This is a genomic window from Catenulispora sp. EB89, assembly GCF_041261445.1.
Taxonomy (GTDB): domain Bacteria; phylum Actinomycetota; class Actinomycetes; order Streptomycetales; family Catenulisporaceae; genus Catenulispora.
On record NZ_JBGCCU010000007.1, the window covers coordinates 25556 to 44005 of the forward strand.

General features: G+C 70.8%; 14 protein-coding genes. 8 read left to right on the forward strand and 6 right to left on the reverse strand.

Annotation, left to right across the window (positions count from 1 at the left end; translation table 11 throughout):
* Window positions 1-50: 50 nt before the first annotated feature.
* The 3 genes from ABH920_RS16735 to ABH920_RS16745 all read right to left on the reverse strand — a co-directional run bounded on the left by ABH920_RS16735 (window position 51) and on the right by ABH920_RS16745 (window position 3360).
* Window positions 51-647, reverse strand: coding sequence for a TetR/AcrR family transcriptional regulator (locus ABH920_RS16735; RefSeq protein WP_370350280.1), 597 nt, complete (start codon window positions 645-647; stop codon window positions 51-53).
* Between the two features lie 91 nt (window positions 648-738).
* Window positions 739-1575, reverse strand: a complete 837-nt coding sequence (locus tag ABH920_RS16740) for an SDR family oxidoreductase (protein ID WP_370349917.1) — start codon at window positions 1573-1575, stop codon at window positions 739-741.
* Window positions 1576-1578: 3 nt separating this feature from the next.
* Window positions 1579-3360, reverse strand: a complete 1782-nt coding sequence (locus ABH920_RS16745; protein ID WP_370349918.1) for a long-chain fatty acid--CoA ligase — start codon at window positions 3358-3360, stop codon at window positions 1579-1581.
* Between the two features lie 152 nt (window positions 3361-3512).
* Between ABH920_RS16745 and ABH920_RS16750 the strand changes: the two genes are divergently transcribed.
* Complete coding sequence (locus ABH920_RS16750; RefSeq protein WP_370349919.1) at window positions 3513-4883, forward strand: TetR/AcrR family transcriptional regulator; 1371 nt, start codon at window positions 3513-3515, stop codon at window positions 4881-4883.
* Window positions 4884-4929: 46 nt separating this feature from the next.
* Window positions 4930-6117 carry a TetR/AcrR family transcriptional regulator gene (locus tag ABH920_RS16755; RefSeq protein ID WP_370349920.1) on the forward strand — a complete coding sequence of 396 codons (1188 nt, stop codon included), beginning with the start codon at window positions 4930-4932 and terminating at the stop codon, window positions 6115-6117.
* Window positions 6118-6130: 13 nt separating this feature from the next.
* Here ABH920_RS16755 and ABH920_RS16760 read toward each other — a convergent pair whose 3' ends face one another.
* Window positions 6131-7342, reverse strand: coding sequence for an oxygenase MpaB family protein (locus tag ABH920_RS16760; RefSeq protein WP_370349921.1), 1212 nt, complete (start codon window positions 7340-7342; stop codon window positions 6131-6133).
* 208 nt (window positions 7343-7550) lie between these two features.
* Here ABH920_RS16760 and ABH920_RS16765 point away from each other — a divergent pair, with 208 nt between their 5' ends.
* From ABH920_RS16765 to ABH920_RS16785, 5 genes are all read left to right on the forward strand, one after another.
* A complete protein-coding gene (locus ABH920_RS16765; RefSeq protein ID WP_370349922.1) occupies window positions 7551-8627 on the forward strand; it encodes an aldehyde dehydrogenase family protein in 1077 nt (358 codons plus the stop codon).
* A gap of 49 nt (window positions 8628-8676) precedes the next feature.
* On the forward strand, window positions 8677-9840 hold the full coding sequence (locus ABH920_RS16770) for an acyl-CoA dehydrogenase family protein (RefSeq protein WP_370349923.1): 1164 nt from the start codon (window positions 8677-8679) through the stop codon (window positions 9838-9840).
* 115 nt (window positions 9841-9955) lie between these two features.
* Entirely contained in the window at window positions 9956-13006 is a 3051-nt protein-coding gene (locus tag ABH920_RS16775; protein ID WP_370349924.1) for a hypothetical protein, read from the forward strand.
* Between the two features lie 197 nt (window positions 13007-13203).
* Window positions 13204-15066: a phosphatase PAP2 family protein gene (locus tag ABH920_RS16780; protein WP_370349925.1), complete on the forward strand. Its 1863-nt coding sequence runs from the start codon at window positions 13204-13206 to the stop codon at window positions 15064-15066.
* A 20-nt stretch (window positions 15067-15086) separates the two neighbouring features.
* Window positions 15087-16436: an endonuclease gene (locus ABH920_RS16785; RefSeq protein WP_370349926.1), complete on the forward strand. Its 1350-nt coding sequence runs from the start codon at window positions 15087-15089 to the stop codon at window positions 16434-16436.
* Between the two features lie 93 nt (window positions 16437-16529).
* Here ABH920_RS16785 and ABH920_RS16790 read toward each other — a convergent pair whose 3' ends face one another.
* Window positions 16530-16952 (reverse strand): hypothetical protein, encoded by a 423-nt coding sequence (locus ABH920_RS16790; protein WP_370349927.1) that lies wholly within the window; start codon window positions 16950-16952, stop codon window positions 16530-16532.
* A 134-nt stretch (window positions 16953-17086) separates the two neighbouring features.
* On the opposite strand from ABH920_RS16790, the gene ABH920_RS16795 reads away from it, so the two are divergent.
* Window positions 17087-17641, forward strand: a complete 555-nt coding sequence (locus ABH920_RS16795) for a TetR/AcrR family transcriptional regulator (RefSeq protein WP_370349928.1) — start codon at window positions 17087-17089, stop codon at window positions 17639-17641.
* Between the two features lie 277 nt (window positions 17642-17918).
* Here the strand turns inward: ABH920_RS16795 and ABH920_RS16800 are convergent, their stop codons facing one another.
* On the reverse strand, window positions 17919-18365 hold the full coding sequence (locus ABH920_RS16800; protein WP_370349929.1) for a hemerythrin domain-containing protein: 447 nt from the start codon (window positions 18363-18365) through the stop codon (window positions 17919-17921).
* Window positions 18366-18450 lie beyond the last annotated feature (85 nt).

Sequence of the window (18450 nt, forward strand, 5' to 3'; positions counted from 1 at the left end):
GCAGACCTCCCCTGGCCTACCTGAAGCGCAAGCCGAAGATATAAGTGCCCTCAGCGACCGACCATCGGCGCCAGATACCGCCGCGCGAACGACCTCGCCGCCTCGTCGTCGGCGAGGTCGACGCAACTCGTCGGGTTCAGCAGGAACGACATCACGATGCGCACCATGATCTCGGCGGCCGGCGCCGGATCCGGGTCTTCGACCCCTGCTTCGCGCTGGAAGTGCTCGAAGGCCCGGGTCAGGTAGTCGCGCATGGCGACGAGCGCCGGGCCGCCGTCCACGGTCAGCGCCGGCAGCACCGTCTCCGGCTCGGACCGCAGCAGCCCGCCGAGCAGCGGATGCGACTGCACGTGGCGCAGCGTCGCCAGGAACCCCTCGACGATGCGCTCCTGCATCGTCGGCAGAACCCTGACAACGGGGTCCAGCACGGCCAGGAACCGCTGGTACTCGCGTGCCAGCGTGGCCCCGACGAGTACGTCGCGGTTCTGGAACCGCCGGTACACCGTCACCCGCGACACGCCGGCGCGCTTGGCGACGTCGTCGACCGAGGTGCGGCGCAGGCCGAAGTCGACGAACTGCGCCAGCGCCGCGTCCAGGATCCGTTCGGTGGTCGCGTCCTCCGGCGGCGTGCCGGCGTCCCCGAACAACGCCGCGACCGCGACCGCTTGGTCGGTGTCCGTGATCTCAGTGTCCGTGATTTCGGTGTCCGTGATTTCGGTGTCCGTGATCTCAGTGTCCTCAATCAAGGTAGAAGTCCTCTTGAAGCGATTCCTCGGTGGCTCCCTCGGACAGGTACTTCGCGAAGTCCGTCACTCCGGCCTCGCGCAGGACATCCTCGTCGATGAAAAAGTTGCCCGTGCACTCCCGGGACGGCCGGGTGAGGACCGCGTGCGCGGCGTCGCTCATGATCTCCGCGGTCCGCGAGTGCAGGACCCCGTCTCCCAGCAGGTTGCGCACCGCCGCGGTGGCGATGAGCGTGCGCGGCCACAGCGAGTTCACGGCGACGCCGTGCGCGGCGAACTCGTGCGCGAACCCGAGCGTGGTCAGGCTCATCCCGTACTTGGCGATGGTGTAGCCGACGTGCTCGCCGACCCAGTGCGGCTTCAGGCTCAGCGGCGGGGAGAGCGTGAGCACATGCGGGTTCTGCGACGCCAGCAGATGCGGAAGCGCGGTCTTGGTCAGCAGGAACGAGCCGCGGCAGTTGATGTCCTGCATCAGGTCGTACTGCTTCATGCTCAGATCAGGGGTCTTCGACAGGTTGATCGCCGAGGCGTTGTTGACCACGATGTCGATGCCGCCGAACCGCTCCACGGTCGCGGCCACGGCGGCCTCGACGGTGGCGTCGTCGCGGACGTCGCCGACGATCGGCAGCGCGGCCCCGCCGGCCGCCTCGATGTCGGCGGCGGCGGTGTGGATCGTGCCGGGCAGCCGCGGGTGCGGCTCGGCGGTCTTGGCCAGCAGCGCCACGTTCGCGCCGTCGCGGGCCGCGCGCACGGCGATGGCCAGGCCGATGCCGCGGCTGCCGCCGGAGATCAGCAGGGTGCGGCCGGCCAGGGTGGTGGGGGTGCTCGTCATGGATCAGGGGCCTTTCTCGGTGTCTCGGTCTTGATACAGCTCTTCGATGTCCCGGCCGTACCGCTGGACGACGACCCGCCGCTTGAGCTTCAGCGACGGCGTCAGCTCGCCGGTCTCCGGGCCCCACTCGCGGTCCAGGACCGCGTACCGCTTCACCTGCTCGGCGCGGTTCAGCGTGGCGTTCGCGGCCTGGACCGCCGCGGCCACTTCGGCGTCGAGCGGCCCGGGGGTCCGTGCGGCGGCCTCGGGGTCCAGGACGAGCAGCGCCACCAGGTAGGGGCGGCCGTCGCCGTAGGCCATCGCCTGGCCGATCAGCGGATGCGCCTTCAGCGCGTTCTCGACCAGCGCGGGGGAGATGTTCTTGCCCTGCGAGGTGATGATGAGTTCCTTCTTGCGGTCGGTCAGCCACAGGAAGCCGTCGGCGTCCAGCCGCCCGACGTCGCCGGTGGCGAACCAGCCGTCGGCGTCGGTGACCGGCTCCACGCTGCCGTCGGCGCGCAGGTAGCCGGTGGTGACGAAGCCGCTGCGGACCTCGATCTCGCCGTCGGCGGCCAGCCGGATCTCCACGCCCTCGGTCGGGGTGCCGACCGAGCCGGTCCGGAAGGCGCCGGGGGAGTTGGCGGTCGCGACGCCCATCGTCTCGGTCAGGCCCCAGGCGTCCATGATCTGGATCCCGAACCCGGCCCAGAACCGCAGGACGGCCGGCGGCATCGGCGCCGAGGCGCTGGTCGCGCTCGTGATCCGGTCCAGGCCGCCGAACGCCAGGATCGGCTTGAGCACCCGCTCGGAGGCCGCGGCGTAGGCGGCGGCCACCGGTTCCGACGGCGTCTGGCCGCGTTCCAGCGCGTCCAGGTACTTCAGCGCGACCTCGTTGGCCTCGGCCACGGCCTGCTGCTGTTCAGCGGGAAGCCGCTCCAAGGCGCCCTGGACGGCGGCGGCCAGCTTCTCCCAGATGCGCGGGACGCCGAAGAACTGCACGGGATGCACGTCGCGGATCACCGTGCCCAACTCCGCCGCATCAGGGCACAGATATACGTGTGCTGCTCGGTGGACGAGCAGGTAGATGCCCAGCATGCGCTCGGCGATGTGCGCGAAGGGCAGGTAGCAGACGTGCTCGACATGCGCCGGCAGGTCGGTCGCGCCGTCCAGGGCCAGCGCGTTGGTGACGATCGCGCGGTGCGTGACCGCGACGCCTTTGGGGTCGCCGGTGGTGCCGGAGGTGTAGACGACGGTGAGCAGGTCCTGCGCCGAGCAGGCGCGCCAGGCCGCCTCCACCGCGGCGACGTCCCCGCCGGTCCGCTCCAGATCGGCCACGCGCGGATCCGGCGTGCCCGGCTGGACCAGGAACAGCCGGCTCACCCGGGACCCGGTGTCGGCCAGCGCCGGCTCCCAGCGCTCGGCCTCGGCCGGGCTGTGCAGGATCGCGATCTCGGCGCCGCTGTGCCGCGCGATGTGGCGTATCTGGTCGGGCGCGGCGGTGCCGTAGACGCTTACCGGAACCGCGCCGAGGTGGACCAGCGCGAGGTCGCAGAGCCAGTGTTCTGCGATGTTCGGCATCATCAGCAGGACCCGGTCACCGTGCTGGACGCCTGTCCCGGCCAGCGCCGCGGCCAGGTTCAGCACCCGGGCACGGACCTCGCCCCAGGTCAGCGTGGTCCACTCCGGCGCGCCGTCGGCGTGCCAGGACAAGGCGGGCAGGTCCGGGTGGTCCGCGGCGTTGCGGTGCAGCAGCGCGGGAAGCGTGACCTCGGCCGGGTCGGCGGGGAGTCGCAGCGTGGCGGTCAACACAGTCCTCGTCTCAGAGTGCTCGTCTCGTGGTGACGACGTGTTGGTGGGCAGCGATGTGACAGATTATGTAACTCTGTATCACACGTCAACGCTCTGTCGGCTTGCTACGATCGGGCCGCGCATGATCGGCGGCGGCAGGGAGGCCCGTGGTGACCACGCGGGGCGCCACGCGGCGCCGGCAGCTGCTGACGGTGGCCGGCGAGCTGTTCGCCCGTGACGGTTACCACAACGTCTCGGTCGGGGAGCTGGCCGCCGCGGCCGGGGTGTCCGGCCCCGCGATCTACCGGCACTTCCCGGGCAAGCAGGCGATCATGGCCGAGCTGATGCGCGCCGGCTTCGACGAGATCGAGGCGATCGGGGTCACGACGGTCGGGGTCACGACGATCGGGGTCGAGACGCCGGCGAAGGCGGGCGAGCAGGTTTCGGCGGCCGAGCGAATCGATGCACTTGTCCACGCGTTCGCCGCTTACGTCGTGCGCCACCCCGAGTTCGGCGTCCTCTGGCGGCGCGAATTCCGGCACCTGGCCCCCGACGACGCCGCCGAGATGGCCGAGCGCATGCGCTCCGGACCCGCAGTGCCGGTCGCGGAACTGCGGCGGATGCGCCCCGAGCTGGCTGCCGCCGACGCGAACCTCCTCGCCTGGTCCGCCCTGAGCGTGCTCGGCAGCGTGTCGGACCACCGGATCCGGCCCGCGCTGCCGGACCTCGAAGGTCTGCTGGCTGGAATCGCCGCCGACGTCCTGCGTGTCGAACTGCCCACATCCTCGGCGGAGTCCTCAGCGATCCCGCCGATCTCGCCGATCCCATCGGCTCAGGAGCCTGCGAACCGCCGCGAGCAACTGGTCACCGAGGCGGCGCGCCTGTTCTGGGCATCCGGCTACCACGGCGTCACGATGGAGGACGTCGGCACTGCCGCCGGCATCGCCGGCCCCAGCGTCTACAAGCACTTCGCGGGCAAAGCCGACCTGCTGCGCGCCGTCGTCCGGCGCCTCGGCGACCGGCTCGAGGCCACCCTCGACGGTCTCGCCCCGATCCCCGCCGATCCCGAGCTGGCCACGGCGTGGGTCGAGGAGCTGGTCCGGCGCTACGTCGAGACCGTCGTGGCCAACCGGGGCCTGGTCGTGACCTTCCACGCCGAGGCGCACAACCTCCCGGACCGCGACCGCGTCGAGGTCCGCCGCCTGGTCAGCTGCTACGTCCAGCGCTGGGCCGCGGGCCTCGCCGCCGCGCTCCCCGACCGCACCGACGCCGAGATCAGGATCCGGATCTACGCGGCCTTCGCCGTCGTGAACGACTCGGTGCGCACCCGGCGGCTCGCCGAGCAGCCGGACGTGGCCGGCCGCCTGCGCGCACTGACCCTGGCGATCCTGCGACCAGAACGCCCCGCCCCCGCCTCGACCGCCGTGCCAGTTCCGCGCCCCGGCCACCGTGCCGCCCCAGCTCCCGCCCCCGCCTCGACCACCGCCCCGCGCCCACCCCACCCCGCGCCGCCCCAACCGCCCCCACCACCCTGTGATTGACTTTCCCCATGGCCCAGCCCTCGCCCGCCGCCCCCCGAGCCCGCCGGTGACAGCCGAGCCCACCGCGTCGGCGCCGGCCGCCGCGACCCGGCCCCGCAACCGCAAGCAGCTCATCGTCGAGGCGGCCGGCGCGGTCTTCAGCGCACGCGGCTACCACGCGGCCTCCATGGAGGAGATCGCCGCCGGCGTCGGCATCACCGCCGCCGCGCTCTACCGGCACTTCCCGAACAAGTACGCGCTGTTCGCCGAGTGCGCCGAGCTCATGGTCGACGGCCTCGTCGCAGCCCTCGACGAGGTCCCGTCCGACGCCGCCCTGGCCGACGTGCTGCGCCCCCTCATCCAGGTGACCGTCGCCCACCGCGCCTCCGGCGGCGTCTACCGCTGGGAGGCGCGCTACCTCAACCGCGAGGATCGGCGGCGGCTCGGGGCCACGTTCGCGCGCCTGGTCGGGCGCGTCACCGAGGCCGTGAAGCGCGAGTATCAGCTCCCGAACGAAGACCTGCGCGCGGCGGCCGCCCTCGGCGGGATCGGCTCCATCACCATGCACCACACCGCCATCGCCCAGCGCCGCCTCGAAGAGCTGCTGCTGGCCGCCGCCCTGCGCGTGGTCGCCACCGACCTGGCGCCCGGCGCTGTACCGGCGGCCGCGCACGACGTCGAAATGCCCGCGCAACCCGTCCCGCGCACCCGCCGCGCCGAGATCCTCGCCGCCGCCATCCCGCTGTTCGCCCGCGACGGCTTCGCCACCGTCACCAACGGCCAGATCGCCGAAGCCGTGGGCCTGGCGCCCTCAGCCCTCTACCGCCACTACCCCGGCAAGGTCGACATCCTGGTGGCGGCCTGCCTCCAGGCCGCGGCGCTCCTCGCGCAGGCCGTGGACCAGAACCTCCAGGACGTCACCGACCCGCACGCCGCCGTCGTCGCCCTCGCCGCGACCTACGTCGCCTACAGCTTCGAGTACACCGCGCTCACCAGCATCGCCGAAGCCGAGATCCCCGGCCTGCCGGCCGAGCTGAAGCAGCCCCTGATCCTGGCCCAGCACGAGCACATCGCCGTCTGGGAGCAGCAGCTCCGCTCCGCCCGCCCCGACCTGGACCCGCGCCAGGCCAGGGTCCTGATCCACGCCGGTTTCGGCGTCGTCGTCGAAGCCGGCCGCCGCCTGCGCTGGCAGGACGCGCCCGAGCACCGCGACGCCGTCACGGCCCTGGTCGTGAGCGCCCTGGGACTGGCGTAGGGCAAGAATCGGCTCAGGCGCCGGGCCGGTTCGCGCTCGGCAGCGTGATCGGCGTGTTGTTCACCGACGTCGCATTGCTCAGGAACAGGTTCGAAACGCCCTGCACGAACGCGTCGATCAACCCGTAACTCCCCGGTGCGATCCACGTCAGCCCCTGGCTGAAGGCGACGAACGCCGGCCACCCGACCTCGATGACGCCGCGCGAGATCAGATCGTGCCCCAGGCCCAGCCAGTCGGCGTAGGTGTCGCCGAGCGTGTACCGCACGAACTCGTTCACGAACCCCGTGTCCAGTCCGAACGTCGGTTGCTCGATGTACCCCAGCAGCGTCTGCGCCAGGCTGACGCCCTCCTGCGTCGCCACCAGGTTCGGCCACAGCATCTGCTGCGCCTGCGCGACCGCGTCGGCCCAGCTCGCCGGGATGAACTGGTCCTGTACGCCCAGCATGTGCAGCGCCACCTGCCACGCGTGCAGGTCGGCGGCCTGCTGGTCGGCCGACATCGACACCCCCCACTTGGCCATGGTCAGGTGGTTGGCCGTGCCGACCGAGTGGAACGTCCGCAGGATGTCGCCGTTGCTGATCGGCTTCGGCTCATCCGCCGTCGCCTCGAACTTCGCCGACGTCGGCAGCAGGTTGCGCACCGTGGAATGCACCAGCCGCGTCTTGTTCGCGCTGACGATCGCGTGCCCCGTCGGCGCCCACGAGTCGGCGGCCATCATGTCGAACGCCAGCGTGAAGGTCTTCGCCGCGCGCGCCTTCATGTTTGCACCGCCGGCCGAGTAGTAGACGGCGCGCGCCTCCCGCGGGATCACCGTGCTCAGGATCCCGCTGCCGAAGACGATCGCCACCTCCATGTACGGCATCCACTGCTGGTACGCCTGCCCGGCGGCGGCCAGCTTCGCGGTGTCGGCCCACGACGGCAGCTGGTTGACGCCCTGCAAGTACGACGTCAGATACCCGGGCATCCCCGACGGCAGCGGCGCGGAGTTCCGGATCCACGCCTGCCACGCGCTGTTCACCGACGCCGTCGCGCCGTCGGCCAGGATCTGCGCCGCCACCTGGTCCGGGACCGGGTCCCACACCGAGAACGGATCGGTGACCGTGTCCGTCCCGGCGATCGACCCCGCCGACGACCACGACCAGGCCTTCGGCACGTCCAGGGCCACGCTCGCCAGCCCCACCGCGCCACCCAGTGACAGCGCGCGTCTTCTGCTGAGATTTTTCATTCACTTACCTACTTCCTGGTAGGTCATACATCGCCCTTGATCACCGTCTCAGCGTGGCTAACGGGAGGTTTCAAGGTTGTCCGATGCTGTGATTTCCGATTAACATAGCGAGGCGCGTCGAGGTCGGCAAGGGCCCTGACACCGCCCGGATTCCGCCGGTCGTCGCGCAGCGCCCCCCGAACCAGTCCGGTACCCCTGAGGAGCCCGCGTGAGTGTGACCACGACCGCGGCGAGCGCGCGACCTGCGTGGGTGACCGACGCGTTGATCGCGCAGTGGTGCGCCTGGGTGAGCCGCGACGAGAGCCGTGGCCAAACCCGCCAGAGTCCGCGCGCCGTCGACACCTTCACCGCCATCGCCCCCTTCGACCTGTCCCCGCCACGACCTCCTGCTGGAGCGCCAAGACCAGGTGCTCGACCTGATCCAGTGGGAAACCGGCAAAGCACGCTTCCACGCCACGCCCGCCGAGCCCGCCACTACCTCGCCCCGAACCGCGTCCGCGGCATGATCCCCGGCCTGACGAAGGTCCGCGAAGTCCGCGTCCCCAAAGGCGTCGTCGGCATCGTCTCCCCCTGGAACTACCCGCTCTACCTCGGCGTCGGCGACGTCCTGCCGGCCCTGCTCGCCGGCAACGCCGTCGTGTCGAAGGCCGACTCCCAGACCGCGCTGACCCTGCTGTGGAGCCGGGCCCTGATGGCCGACGCGGGCCTGCCGGCCGACCTGTGGCAGATCGTCGCCGGCTCCGGGGCCGTGGTCGGCACCGCCCTGGTCGACGCCGTCGACTTCGTCTGCTTCACCGGCTCCACCGCCACCGGCCGCACCGTCGCCGAACGCGCCGCCCGGCGCCTGGTCGGGGCCTCGCTCGAACTTGGCGGCAAGAACCCGCTCATCGTGCGCGCGGACGCCGACCTCGCCTACGACGCCTTCCGATCCGAGCTCGTCCGGAGCACCAAGGCCCTGCGACTGGGCCAGTCCTACGACTACGCCGCGGACCTCGGCCCCTTGTCTCGCCGGCCCAACTCGCCGCCGTCTCAGCACACGTCGACGACGCCGTCGCCAAAGGCGCGAGCGTCCTCACCGGCGGACGAGCCCGTCCCGACCTCGGCCCGCTGTGCTAAGAGCGGCAGACGGCACGGCGCCGAGGGCATCCGCAAGTACACCGAGAGCCAGACCGTCGCCGAACAGCGGCTCCTGCCGCTGGGCCCGCCGCCGGGCAAACCCGCGGCACGCTTCGTCGCCAAGACCAACCGCCAGCTCGCCCTGCTGCGCACACTGCGCATGCGATGAGCGGCGGCCCCCGACCGTCGCCGGTGCTCGTCCCCGAACGGAGTATGTGATGTCCGACGTGATCTCCACCCAGCGCTCGCTCTACGACGAGGAGCACGAACTGCTGCGCGAAACCGTCCGCGCCTTCGTCGACAAGCACGCCGTCCCGCACGCCGACCGCTGGCGCGCCGCGGGCAGAGTCGACCGCTGGCTGTTCCAGGAGGCAGCCAAGGCCGGGATCCTCGGCTTCAACATCCCCGAGGAGTACGGCGGGGGAGGGGTCACCGACTTCCGCTTCAACGCCGTGATCGGCGAGGAGTTCTCCCGCCACCCGGTCTCCGACGGCCTGGCCGGCGTGTCGCTGTCCAGCGACATCGTCGTGCCCTACTTCACCGACCTGACCGACCCGGAGCAGAAGGCCCGCTGGCTCCCCGGCATCGCCGCCGGCGACCTCATCGTCGCCGTCGCGATGACCGAGCCCGGCACCGGCAGCGACCTGGCCGGCATCAGCACCACCGCGGTCCGCGACGGCGACGACTACATCGTCAAAGGCAGCAAGGTGTTCATCTCCAACGGCCAGAACGCCGACCTCGTCGTCACCGCCGTCCGCACCGGCCCCGGCCGCCACGACGGCATCAGCCTGCTGGTCATCGAGGCCGACCGCCCCGGCTTCTCCCGCGGCCGCAACCTGGAGAAGATCGGCCTGCACGCCCAGGACACCAGCGAGCTGTTCTTCGCCGACCTGCGCGTCCCGGCCGCCAACCTCCTCGGCGAGGAGGGCTCCGGATTCAAAGCCCTGATGCGCAACCTGCCCCAGGAGCGGATCTCGATCGCCGCCAACGCCCTGGCCTCTCTGGAAGGCGTCCTGGAGCGCACCCTGGACTACGTCAAGGAACGCAAGGCCTTCGGCCAACCGATCGGCACGTTCCAGAACACCCGTTTCCAGCTCGCCGAGATGGTCACCACCGCCCGCGTCGGCCGCGCCTACATCGACGACCTCCTGGCCCGGCAGTCGCGCGGCGAACTCAGCGCCGTCGACGCCGCCGCGGCGAAGTTCTGGGCCACCGAGCACTACGTCGACATCGTCGGCCGCTGCCTGCAGCTGCACGGCGCCTACGGCTACATGCTCGAATACCGCATCGCCCACGACTACCTCGACTCGCGCGTCTCCACCATCTATGGCGGCACCACCGAGATCATGAAGGAGATCGTCGGCCGCGATCTGGGGCTGTAGGCAGGACCGGCCGCCGGCCATCAGACGAAATCTGGTTAAGTAGCTTGACTCGATTCGCGATCCACTCCTAGATTCTTCGATGCCTGATTCCCGTCGGTGTCTGGAGGATTCCGAAGTGCGACGTCTGATACAACGGCGGGTCTGCCTCGCGGCAGCCGCTGCCCTGGTCGGTGCTGCGGTCGCCGCGACACCGGCCGTGGTCGCGGCCACCCCCGCCCCGGCGCCCGCCACGCCGCCCGCCACGTCCGCCGCCCCTGCCGCCTCCGCGGCCTCCACCACAGAGCACATCTACCAACTCCCTACCGGCGACCACGTGCGCGTCACCGGATCCGGCCAGAGCGCGCGAGCCGATTTCCTTCCGGCAGCAGGGCATTCCGCGGCCGCCGTGACCTCGAACGTCGACGGCCGGATCACCGTCGTCCCGGTGTCGCAGATCGGGAAGATCTCGTCCCTGGACGCCTTCCAGGTCGGGTCGGCAGCCCCGACCGCCGACCCGGCCAAGACCGCCGGCGCCGCGACGCCCTTCTACCCGATGACCTCCCTGCACATCACAGCCCTCGACCACGCCGGCAACCCGGTCCAAGCCGCCGAGGTCATCGCCGTGAACACCGACGACCCGACCAAGGCCAACTGGGACGGCATCATGACCGCCGGCGACGCCCGCGTCGAAGTCCCGGCCGGCCACTACAGCGTCGCGGTAGCCGCCTTCGAGACCGACGCCGCCGGCAACTCCACCGAAACGGATGTGCTCACGGTCACCGACGTGACCGTCCCGGCCGCCGGCACCGCCGTCGCCCTCGACGGGCGGACCGCGCAGCAGGTCGCGTTCACGACCCCGCAGCCGAGCACCTTCGCCGCCGCCGTCGTGGGCTGGGACCGCGGTACCGCGGCGCACATGGACTTCCTCGACATCGGCGCGCTGGCCGGTACCCGCTTCTACGTCGGCAGCGCCGCGAAGGCGACCTACGGCACCCTGAACTTCTCGATGTTCGGCCGGCAGACCACGGCATCGGCGAGCTACCTTCTGGCGTTCCCGAACTACGACCAGGTCCCCGCCTCGCAGACCTATGACGCCGGACCGCTGGCCACCGTCGACTCGACCTACGCCACCGACGAGCCGCAGCAGGACCTGACCCTGTCCGACCTGTGGAACCGCGTCGGCTCCTCCGGCCCGGCGCTCCCCGAGCTGCCCGCGGTCACCGTCCACGCCCCGTCCACAGGCCGCCAGTACATATCGGCAGTCGCCGGTGCCTCCTACGAAGGCCTCATGCTCCCGGTCACCAACAGCGGCTCCCTCGACGGCGAACTCGAGCGGGACTTCGTGCCGACCCCCGGCGAGCACCTGACGCTGGCCTGGCGCGGAACGGTCATCACCCCGGCGCCCTCGACCTACGACGGACCCTGCTTCCTCTGCCGCAGCGGGAACACCCTCAACGGCGTCGACGAGATGGACACCGACGGCTCCGGCGACGTCGGCCAGTGGAGCGACGGACCAACGACGATCACCGAGGACGGCAAGCAGATCTACAGCGGCGGCACCGAAGGACAGCTGTTCACGCAGACGCTCCCGGCCGCGAAGCACCACTACGTCTACTCCCTGGACACCACCCACGACACCGGCACCACCGCGCTGTCCACGCACACGCAGATCTCATGGGGCTTCGACTCGGCGAAGACCGCCGCCTCGACCCCCGTCCCGATCCTCTACGCGCAGGCCCGGTTCGTCACCGACGGCCACGACTCCGTCCCAACCGGAACGGGCACCCTCGACGTCACGTTCCAGCACCAGGCCGGCGTCGCGAGCAGCGTGGTGAAGAAGGCGAGTGTCTCTGTCTCCTACGACGACGGCGCCACCTGGCAGCCGACGACAGTCGCCCTCGGCGACGGCCGTCACGTCTCGGCGACCTGGTCGGTCCCGGCCGGCACCAAGGCCGGCTACCTGGCGCTGAAGATGAGCGCGACCGACGCCGCCGGAGCCACGCTGGACGAGACCGTGCACCACGCCGCGCTGGTCAACGCGCCCGGCGGGATCGCGGTGAGCGGGTCCGGAGGTTCGGGGGGATCCGGTTCGGGCGGCGGCGCCGACGTCCACGCCGTCTGCCCGACCGCCGCGACCGGCCACGTCCGCTGCTTCGCGCTGCTCTCCGGCGCGAAGAGCCCGGCGAGCAGCCTGGCCAAGGGCGCCAAGCCCGACGGCTTCGCCCGCGCCGACCTCCTGTCCGCCTACAAGCTGCCGACCACCGGCGGCGCGGGGCGGACCGTCGCGATCGTCGACGCCTACGACGATCCGCAGGCCGAGTCCGATCTCGCCGTCTACCGCAGCACCTACGGCCTGCCGGCGTGCACGACCGCCAACGGCTGCTTCACGAAGGTCAACGAGCACGGCCAGGCCTCGCCGCTGCCCGTGCACAACCCCGACGACGACTGGAGCCCCGAGGTCTCGCTCGACCTGGACATGGTCTCCGCGATCTGCCCGGCCTGCCACATCAAGCTCGTCGAGTCGGACAACACCGATTCGACTTCCATGGCCACCGCCGAGCGGACCGCGACCGGCTCCGGCGCCGTGGCGGTGTCGAACAGCTGGGGCGGCGACGAGAGCACGCCGGACCAGGATCTGAACTCCGCGTTCCAGCATCCGGGCGTCGCGGTGACGGTCTCCAGCGGCGACCACGGCTTCATCGAGGGAGCCTGGCCGGCGTCGTTGAGCACCGTGATCGCGGTCGGCGGGACCAGCCTGACGAAGACGACCTCGTCGGCGCGCGGCTGGAGTGAAACAGCGTGGAAGGGGGGCGGATCCGGCTGCTCGGCTTACATCGCGAAGCCGGCGTGGCAGCACGACGCGCACTGCCCGAACCGCACCGTCGCCGACCTGTCGGCGGTCGCCGACCCGAACACCGGCGTCGCGGTGTACGTCGAGGGCGGCTGGGGCGTGTTCGGCGGTACCAGCGCCTCGTCGCCGATCATCGCCGGGATGATCGCGCTCGCGGGGAACTCCTCGGCGCTGCCGAGTGCGCAGTACGTCTACTCGCACGCCGCGGACTTCTTCGACGTCACCAGCGGCACGAACGCCGACTGGGACTGCGGCGGCGACTACCTGTGCGTCGCGGGGCCCGGGTACGACGCGCCGACGGGTGTCGGCACGCCGAACGGGCTCGGCGGGTTGTAGGCGCGGTGCGGTTGGCCGTGCAGTAAGCGGCGTGGGGATTCGCGGTATCCGCGAATCCCCGTCCGCAGTACGGTGTGACCGTTAACACTACCGACGAGTACTATTCAGCCGACCGTGCCCAGCAGTGCCGTCTTCGTTCTCTACATTCCGTGCCACCGGCTCACCCCGAAGCCGCGCCCCGCTACGGAATGGACGCCATGAGAACAGCCAGCACCCTGGGCCGACGACGGTTTCTGACCGGTTCGGCCGGCACCGCGGCGGCTCTGATCGCCGCGCCGACGATCGAGTCCCTGGTCTTCGCGGGGCGGGCAGCCGCAGCCGACACCAGTGCGCTGTCGCCTTTCGTCGAGCACTACACCACCAACGTCTCGACCAACGTGACCGCCGACGACAACGCCGCGGTGCGCATCCTGGCGGGCATGGCGCGGCTGTGGGCGCCGGGTACCGCGTGGAACACCGGCCACGTGCTGGACGCGCATGTCCTGCGCGCGAACATGCGGCACAGCGCACGTATCACCAAGCACCGCACCACTGAGCAGGCGAAGCAGGCGTTCATCCACGACCGGCAGGACCAGAGCTACGGCATGATCGACGGCCTGGGCCCGCTCGCGTCGTTCTACAAGACCGGTGCCATGGCGGTCACCAGCATTACGTCGGCTCCGGACGGGACTCCGCCGACCACGGTCAACGATGTCGTGCCGCCCGGCGCGCCGGCTGGTTCGGCGACCGGGCCCGGCTCGACCGCGTCCGCCCTCGGTGTCGTGGTCGCGTTGGAGCAGACGCTGCGCGGCAACTACTCCTCGGGCAATCCGTCGAAGGCGTCCTACAACTATCCGCGGCCGTGGCGTATGACCGAGGACAGTACTGTCGTCGACACCGGCGCCACTGACGCGTTCGGCTATCCCGTCTACAAGTCGGACGTCATCGTCGCTCCGCAGCTGCTGCGGCAGCGCAGCGCGACTCCGGCCTCTGACGGCGGGTTCCCCAGCGGGCACACCAACGCGTTCTTCCTGGCCGGGCTGGCCTACGCCTATGCGGTCCCTGAGCGGTTCCAGGAGCTGGTCACCAGGGCTTTTGAGCTCGCCGACTCGCGGATCGTCGCCGGTATGCACTCGGCGGTCGACGTCATCGGCGGCCGCATCCTGGGCACCGCGCTGGCCGCCGCCATCCTCGCCGACCCGGCCAACGCCGCGGCGAAGAGCGCGGCGCGCGCTCAGGCTCTCGCCTATTTCACGTCTCGCACCGGCACGACTCCCGACACCTTGTTCGCGTACGCACACTCTGCCGCGCGTTCGGCCGACCCGTATGCCGACCGCGCAGCCAACGCCGCCGCCATCAAGGGCTTCTTTACGTACGGCCTGCCTGCTGGCCGTGGCGAGAGCTCAAGCCGTCAGCCCATGACCGTGCCTCAGGGCGCTGAGGTCTTGCTGGAGACCCGGCTTCCGTACCTCGACGCGGCGCAGCGTCGTGAGGTGCTGCGGACGACGGCGCTGCCGTCGGGGCATCCGGTGCTGGACGGTCCTGAGCTGTGGGGTCGGCTGAGCCTGTTCGCCGCTGCCGACGGGTACGGCTCGTTCGCGCAGGACGTGCGCCTCGTCATGAACGCTTCCGCCGGCGGATTCCACGCCTCCGATGCCTGGCGCAACGACATCGACGGCGACGGCGGCCTGACCAAGTCGGGGACCGGGGCGCTCACGCTGTCCGGCGACAACGAGTACCGCGGCGGTACGACGATCAACGGCGGTGTTCTCGTCGCGGCGTCCCGCACCGCTTTCGGCACCGGAGACCTGCACGTCGCCGGTGGCACGCTCGGCGTGAAGCTCGTCGACGGCGGTCCGGCGCTGCGCATCGAAGGCTTGGCACGAGTGGAGGACCGAAGCTCTCTGGTCCTCGATGTGACGTCTTGCGACCTGCGGCGTGCCGACCGCACTTTCCGCGTGATCGAGGCCTGCGACCTGCGGGGCGCGTTCCGTTCGATCACCGTCTCCACCCCCGGCTTCCGCGCCGAGCCGCACTACTCCGCTTCCGGCCTGACCGTCCGTATCCGCTCCAACCACTGATGCAAGGAGACAGGACCATCATGAGGAAGATCCGCACCGTCGCCGCCGTGTTGATCGCCGGTGTCGTCCCGCTCGGCGTCACGGTGGCCGCCAGTGCCCCGGCCGCGCACTCCGCCGCCGCGGCCTCCGGCACGTTCTCGCTGCTGAACTACAACGTGGCCGGGCTGCCGGTGGTGCACGAGCCGCCGACGAAGCTGTCGATGGAGGACGCCGCCACCCAGATCGGGCAGCGGATTCAGCCCTATGACGTGGTCAACATGCAGGAGGACTTCAACTACCACGCGTACATCTACGCCGGTGACAACCACGCCAACCGCACCGCGACCAGCGGTCCGGCCGGGTTCGGCGACGGGCTGAACACGGTGTCCGACGACCAGTTCAGCGAGTTCAGCCGGACGAAGTGGTCCAGCTGCTACCCCGACAACGGCGACTGCTTCACGCCCAAGGGCTTCTCGGTGATGCGGCTGCGGCTGGCGCCGGGGGTGTACGTGGACTACTACAACCTGCACCTGAACGCCGGCACGAGCAGCAGCGACGAGACCGCTCGGCAGAACGAGTGGCAGCAGCTGACCGCGTTCCTGCAAGCCAACTCCGCCGGCGACGCCGTGATCGTGGCCGGCGACACCAACAGCCGCTACACGCGCGGCGACGACCAGCTGGCGGACTTCGTCGCGGCCAACGGCCTCACCGACTCCTGGGTGCAGCTGGAACAGGGCGGCGTCGCCCCGCCGGCCGGCGCGCCGCCGCTGATGTGCGACGAGGCGGCGATCACGAACACCTGCGAGGTCACGAACAAGACCTTCTACCGCAGCAGCAAGCAGATCACCCTCAGCGCCACCGCGTACAACAACGAGCACGCCAAGTTCCTGGACTCCGCCGGCGCGATGCTGTCGGACATGGACCCGATCCTGACCGACTTCAGCTGGTCGCAGAACCCTGACTACCAGCAGAGCGACCTGTTCGGCGGCGACGGCGGCACGTCGTTCACCGACGGCGCCGCCATCCCGGCCGGCACCGCCGCGACCACGGTCGCGCTCAGCGCCGGCAACCGCGTCGACCAGGTCGGCCTGACGCTGGCGAACGGCACGTCGTTCACCCACGGCGGCACCGGCGGTACCCCGGCGTCGCTGACGCTGAACAGCGGCGAGCACATCGCCTCGGTCGAGCTGTGCGAAGGCCAGTACAACGGCGGTGAGCGGCTGTTCTACGCGAAGTACACGACGGATGCCGGCCGGGTGCTGGCCGGCGGGACAGTCACCTCCGACTGCACCGCCTACACCCCCCCGACCGGCTGGCAGCTCGCCGGCTTCTACGGCCGCTCCGCCACCGAGGTCGACAAGCTCGGCCTGATCTACACGCGCCAGAGCTGAGGCTTCCTACCGGCCTGACCTTCGCGGGTTCGGACGCCGTGCAATACGGCGTCCGAACCCGCGTGCGGCATACTTCCCGAACTCCGACTCCGACTACCCGGCGGTCCCGGTGATGGCAGCGATCAGCGCCTCACCGGTGTAGGCCTTCCCGCCGAGCCCCCAGGCGCCGTCCGGGGCGTTCAGGATGTTGACCCACGTGTCCTCGCGCCGGTGCTCCGGCCCCGCGAGGTCGGCGACGACGTCCGTCGCGGCCGCGATGAACGCGGCGCGCGCCGGCTGGTCGGCCAGGCCGATGTTCGGCAGCTTCAGCTCGACCATGACGACCGGCCGGTTGACGCCGCCGGCGTAGACGTCGTGCGGGTCCAGGACGTGCACGGTCCCACCGACCACGCTGGTGAAGAACTCGTTGCCGGTCAGGCCGGAGACCTCGATCAGCGCCTCGGTCAGGCGCGGGAGGATCTCGCGCTCGCCGGCCGGCGTCAGGACGCCGCGCGGTGCGGTCACGGTGATGGGCATGGGGGTTCCCCTCTCGGAGGGCTTTGACTAGCTAGTACGTGCGTACTAGCTCCGGACCGCAAGTCTCGACTAGGATGTGCGTACTAGTCAAGCGCGCAGCAGCGCGGCGCAGCAGTGAGGGAGACGACGGGACGATGGCCTCGGACACCCGCGACCGCATGATCGACGCCACCGTCGACGCCCTGAGCCGGCACGGCGTGGCGGGCATGTCGTTCACCGAGATCCTGCAGACCAGCGGCGCCGCCCGCGGCGCGATCTACCACCACTTCCCGCAGGGCAAGAACCAGCTCGTCGCCGAGGCCGCCGAGCGCTTCGGCGACCGGGTCCGCGGCGCCCTGGGCGACCTGGACGGCGCCGACCCGCAGGCCGTCGCCGAGGCCTTCGTGGCCTCGGTGCGTCCCGTCGTGCAGGCGTCGATCACCGGCTACAGCTGCGCGGTCGCCGCGGCCAGCGTCGGTTCCAGCGACGACGACGAGCTGCGCCGCACCGCCGGGGGAGCGTTCACGGCGTGGCTGCGGGAGCTGACGGACCGGTTCGCCGCGGCCGGCCTGCCGGAGAAGAAGGCCGCGGACACCGCGGCACTGCTGATCAGCATGTTGGAGGGCGCGCAGGTGATCTGCCGAGCCGTCGGCGACATCGAACCCTTCGACGCCGCGGCACGCGCGGCGCGTGCGCTGCTGGCCCCCTGATCGGGCCTGACAGGCCTCTGCGATGCCGGTGTTAGGCCGGTGTTAGGGGGCGCTGCGACTCTGGGGTCGGCGGGATGTGAGCAGGACCGTGTGGCCTCCCCACATCCCGCCGACCACGCTTCCGATCCCCTCAGGCCACCTGAGCTGCCGGACGCGTCCGATCCGCCGGACCGCTCGGCACGGCCCCCGCGGCGTACCCGATCCCCCATGCGGTGCGTCCCGGCGGTCGCGGGCCGTGCAGCGGGCTCCCCTGTCCGCTGTACGGCCCGACTTCGATCTACTGGCTGTACTGGCTGAACACCTGGCGGACGGTCCGCTCTTCGTAGCGGAAGTGGGACTCCATGATCGCCGCGAGTCCGTCGAGCTCACGACCGATCGCCTCAGTGCTCTCGCCTCCGCCCGGTACAGCTGCCTTTTCCGCGAGCTCGCGGGTCCGAACGAGGATTCCGGCGATCATCGCGTGATCCTCGACCAGTTTCGCGACCGTCGGCGCGAGGTCCGGTCGTTCGCGCAGCAAGTCCGAGAACAGCTCCTCGTCCTCGCCACGATGGTGCGAGGTCAGCGCGTGACAGAAGGCCAGGCAGTGCGTCACGAGAGTGTCCTGGCCCCGCCGACGGTGTCCGACACCCGCTCTGACCTCGCGGATCTGGTCGCGAAGCCGCTGATGTGCCTGGGCGAGCTGCAAGCTCAAGGCGACCGCGCGGTCGCCTGCTGGGGAAGCCACGGATGGCGGTCCCTTCGATCCTCCACCTCCATGCCTGACGCAGTCCGCCACCGGCACGCGATGCTGCCTCCACCAGATCACGTCG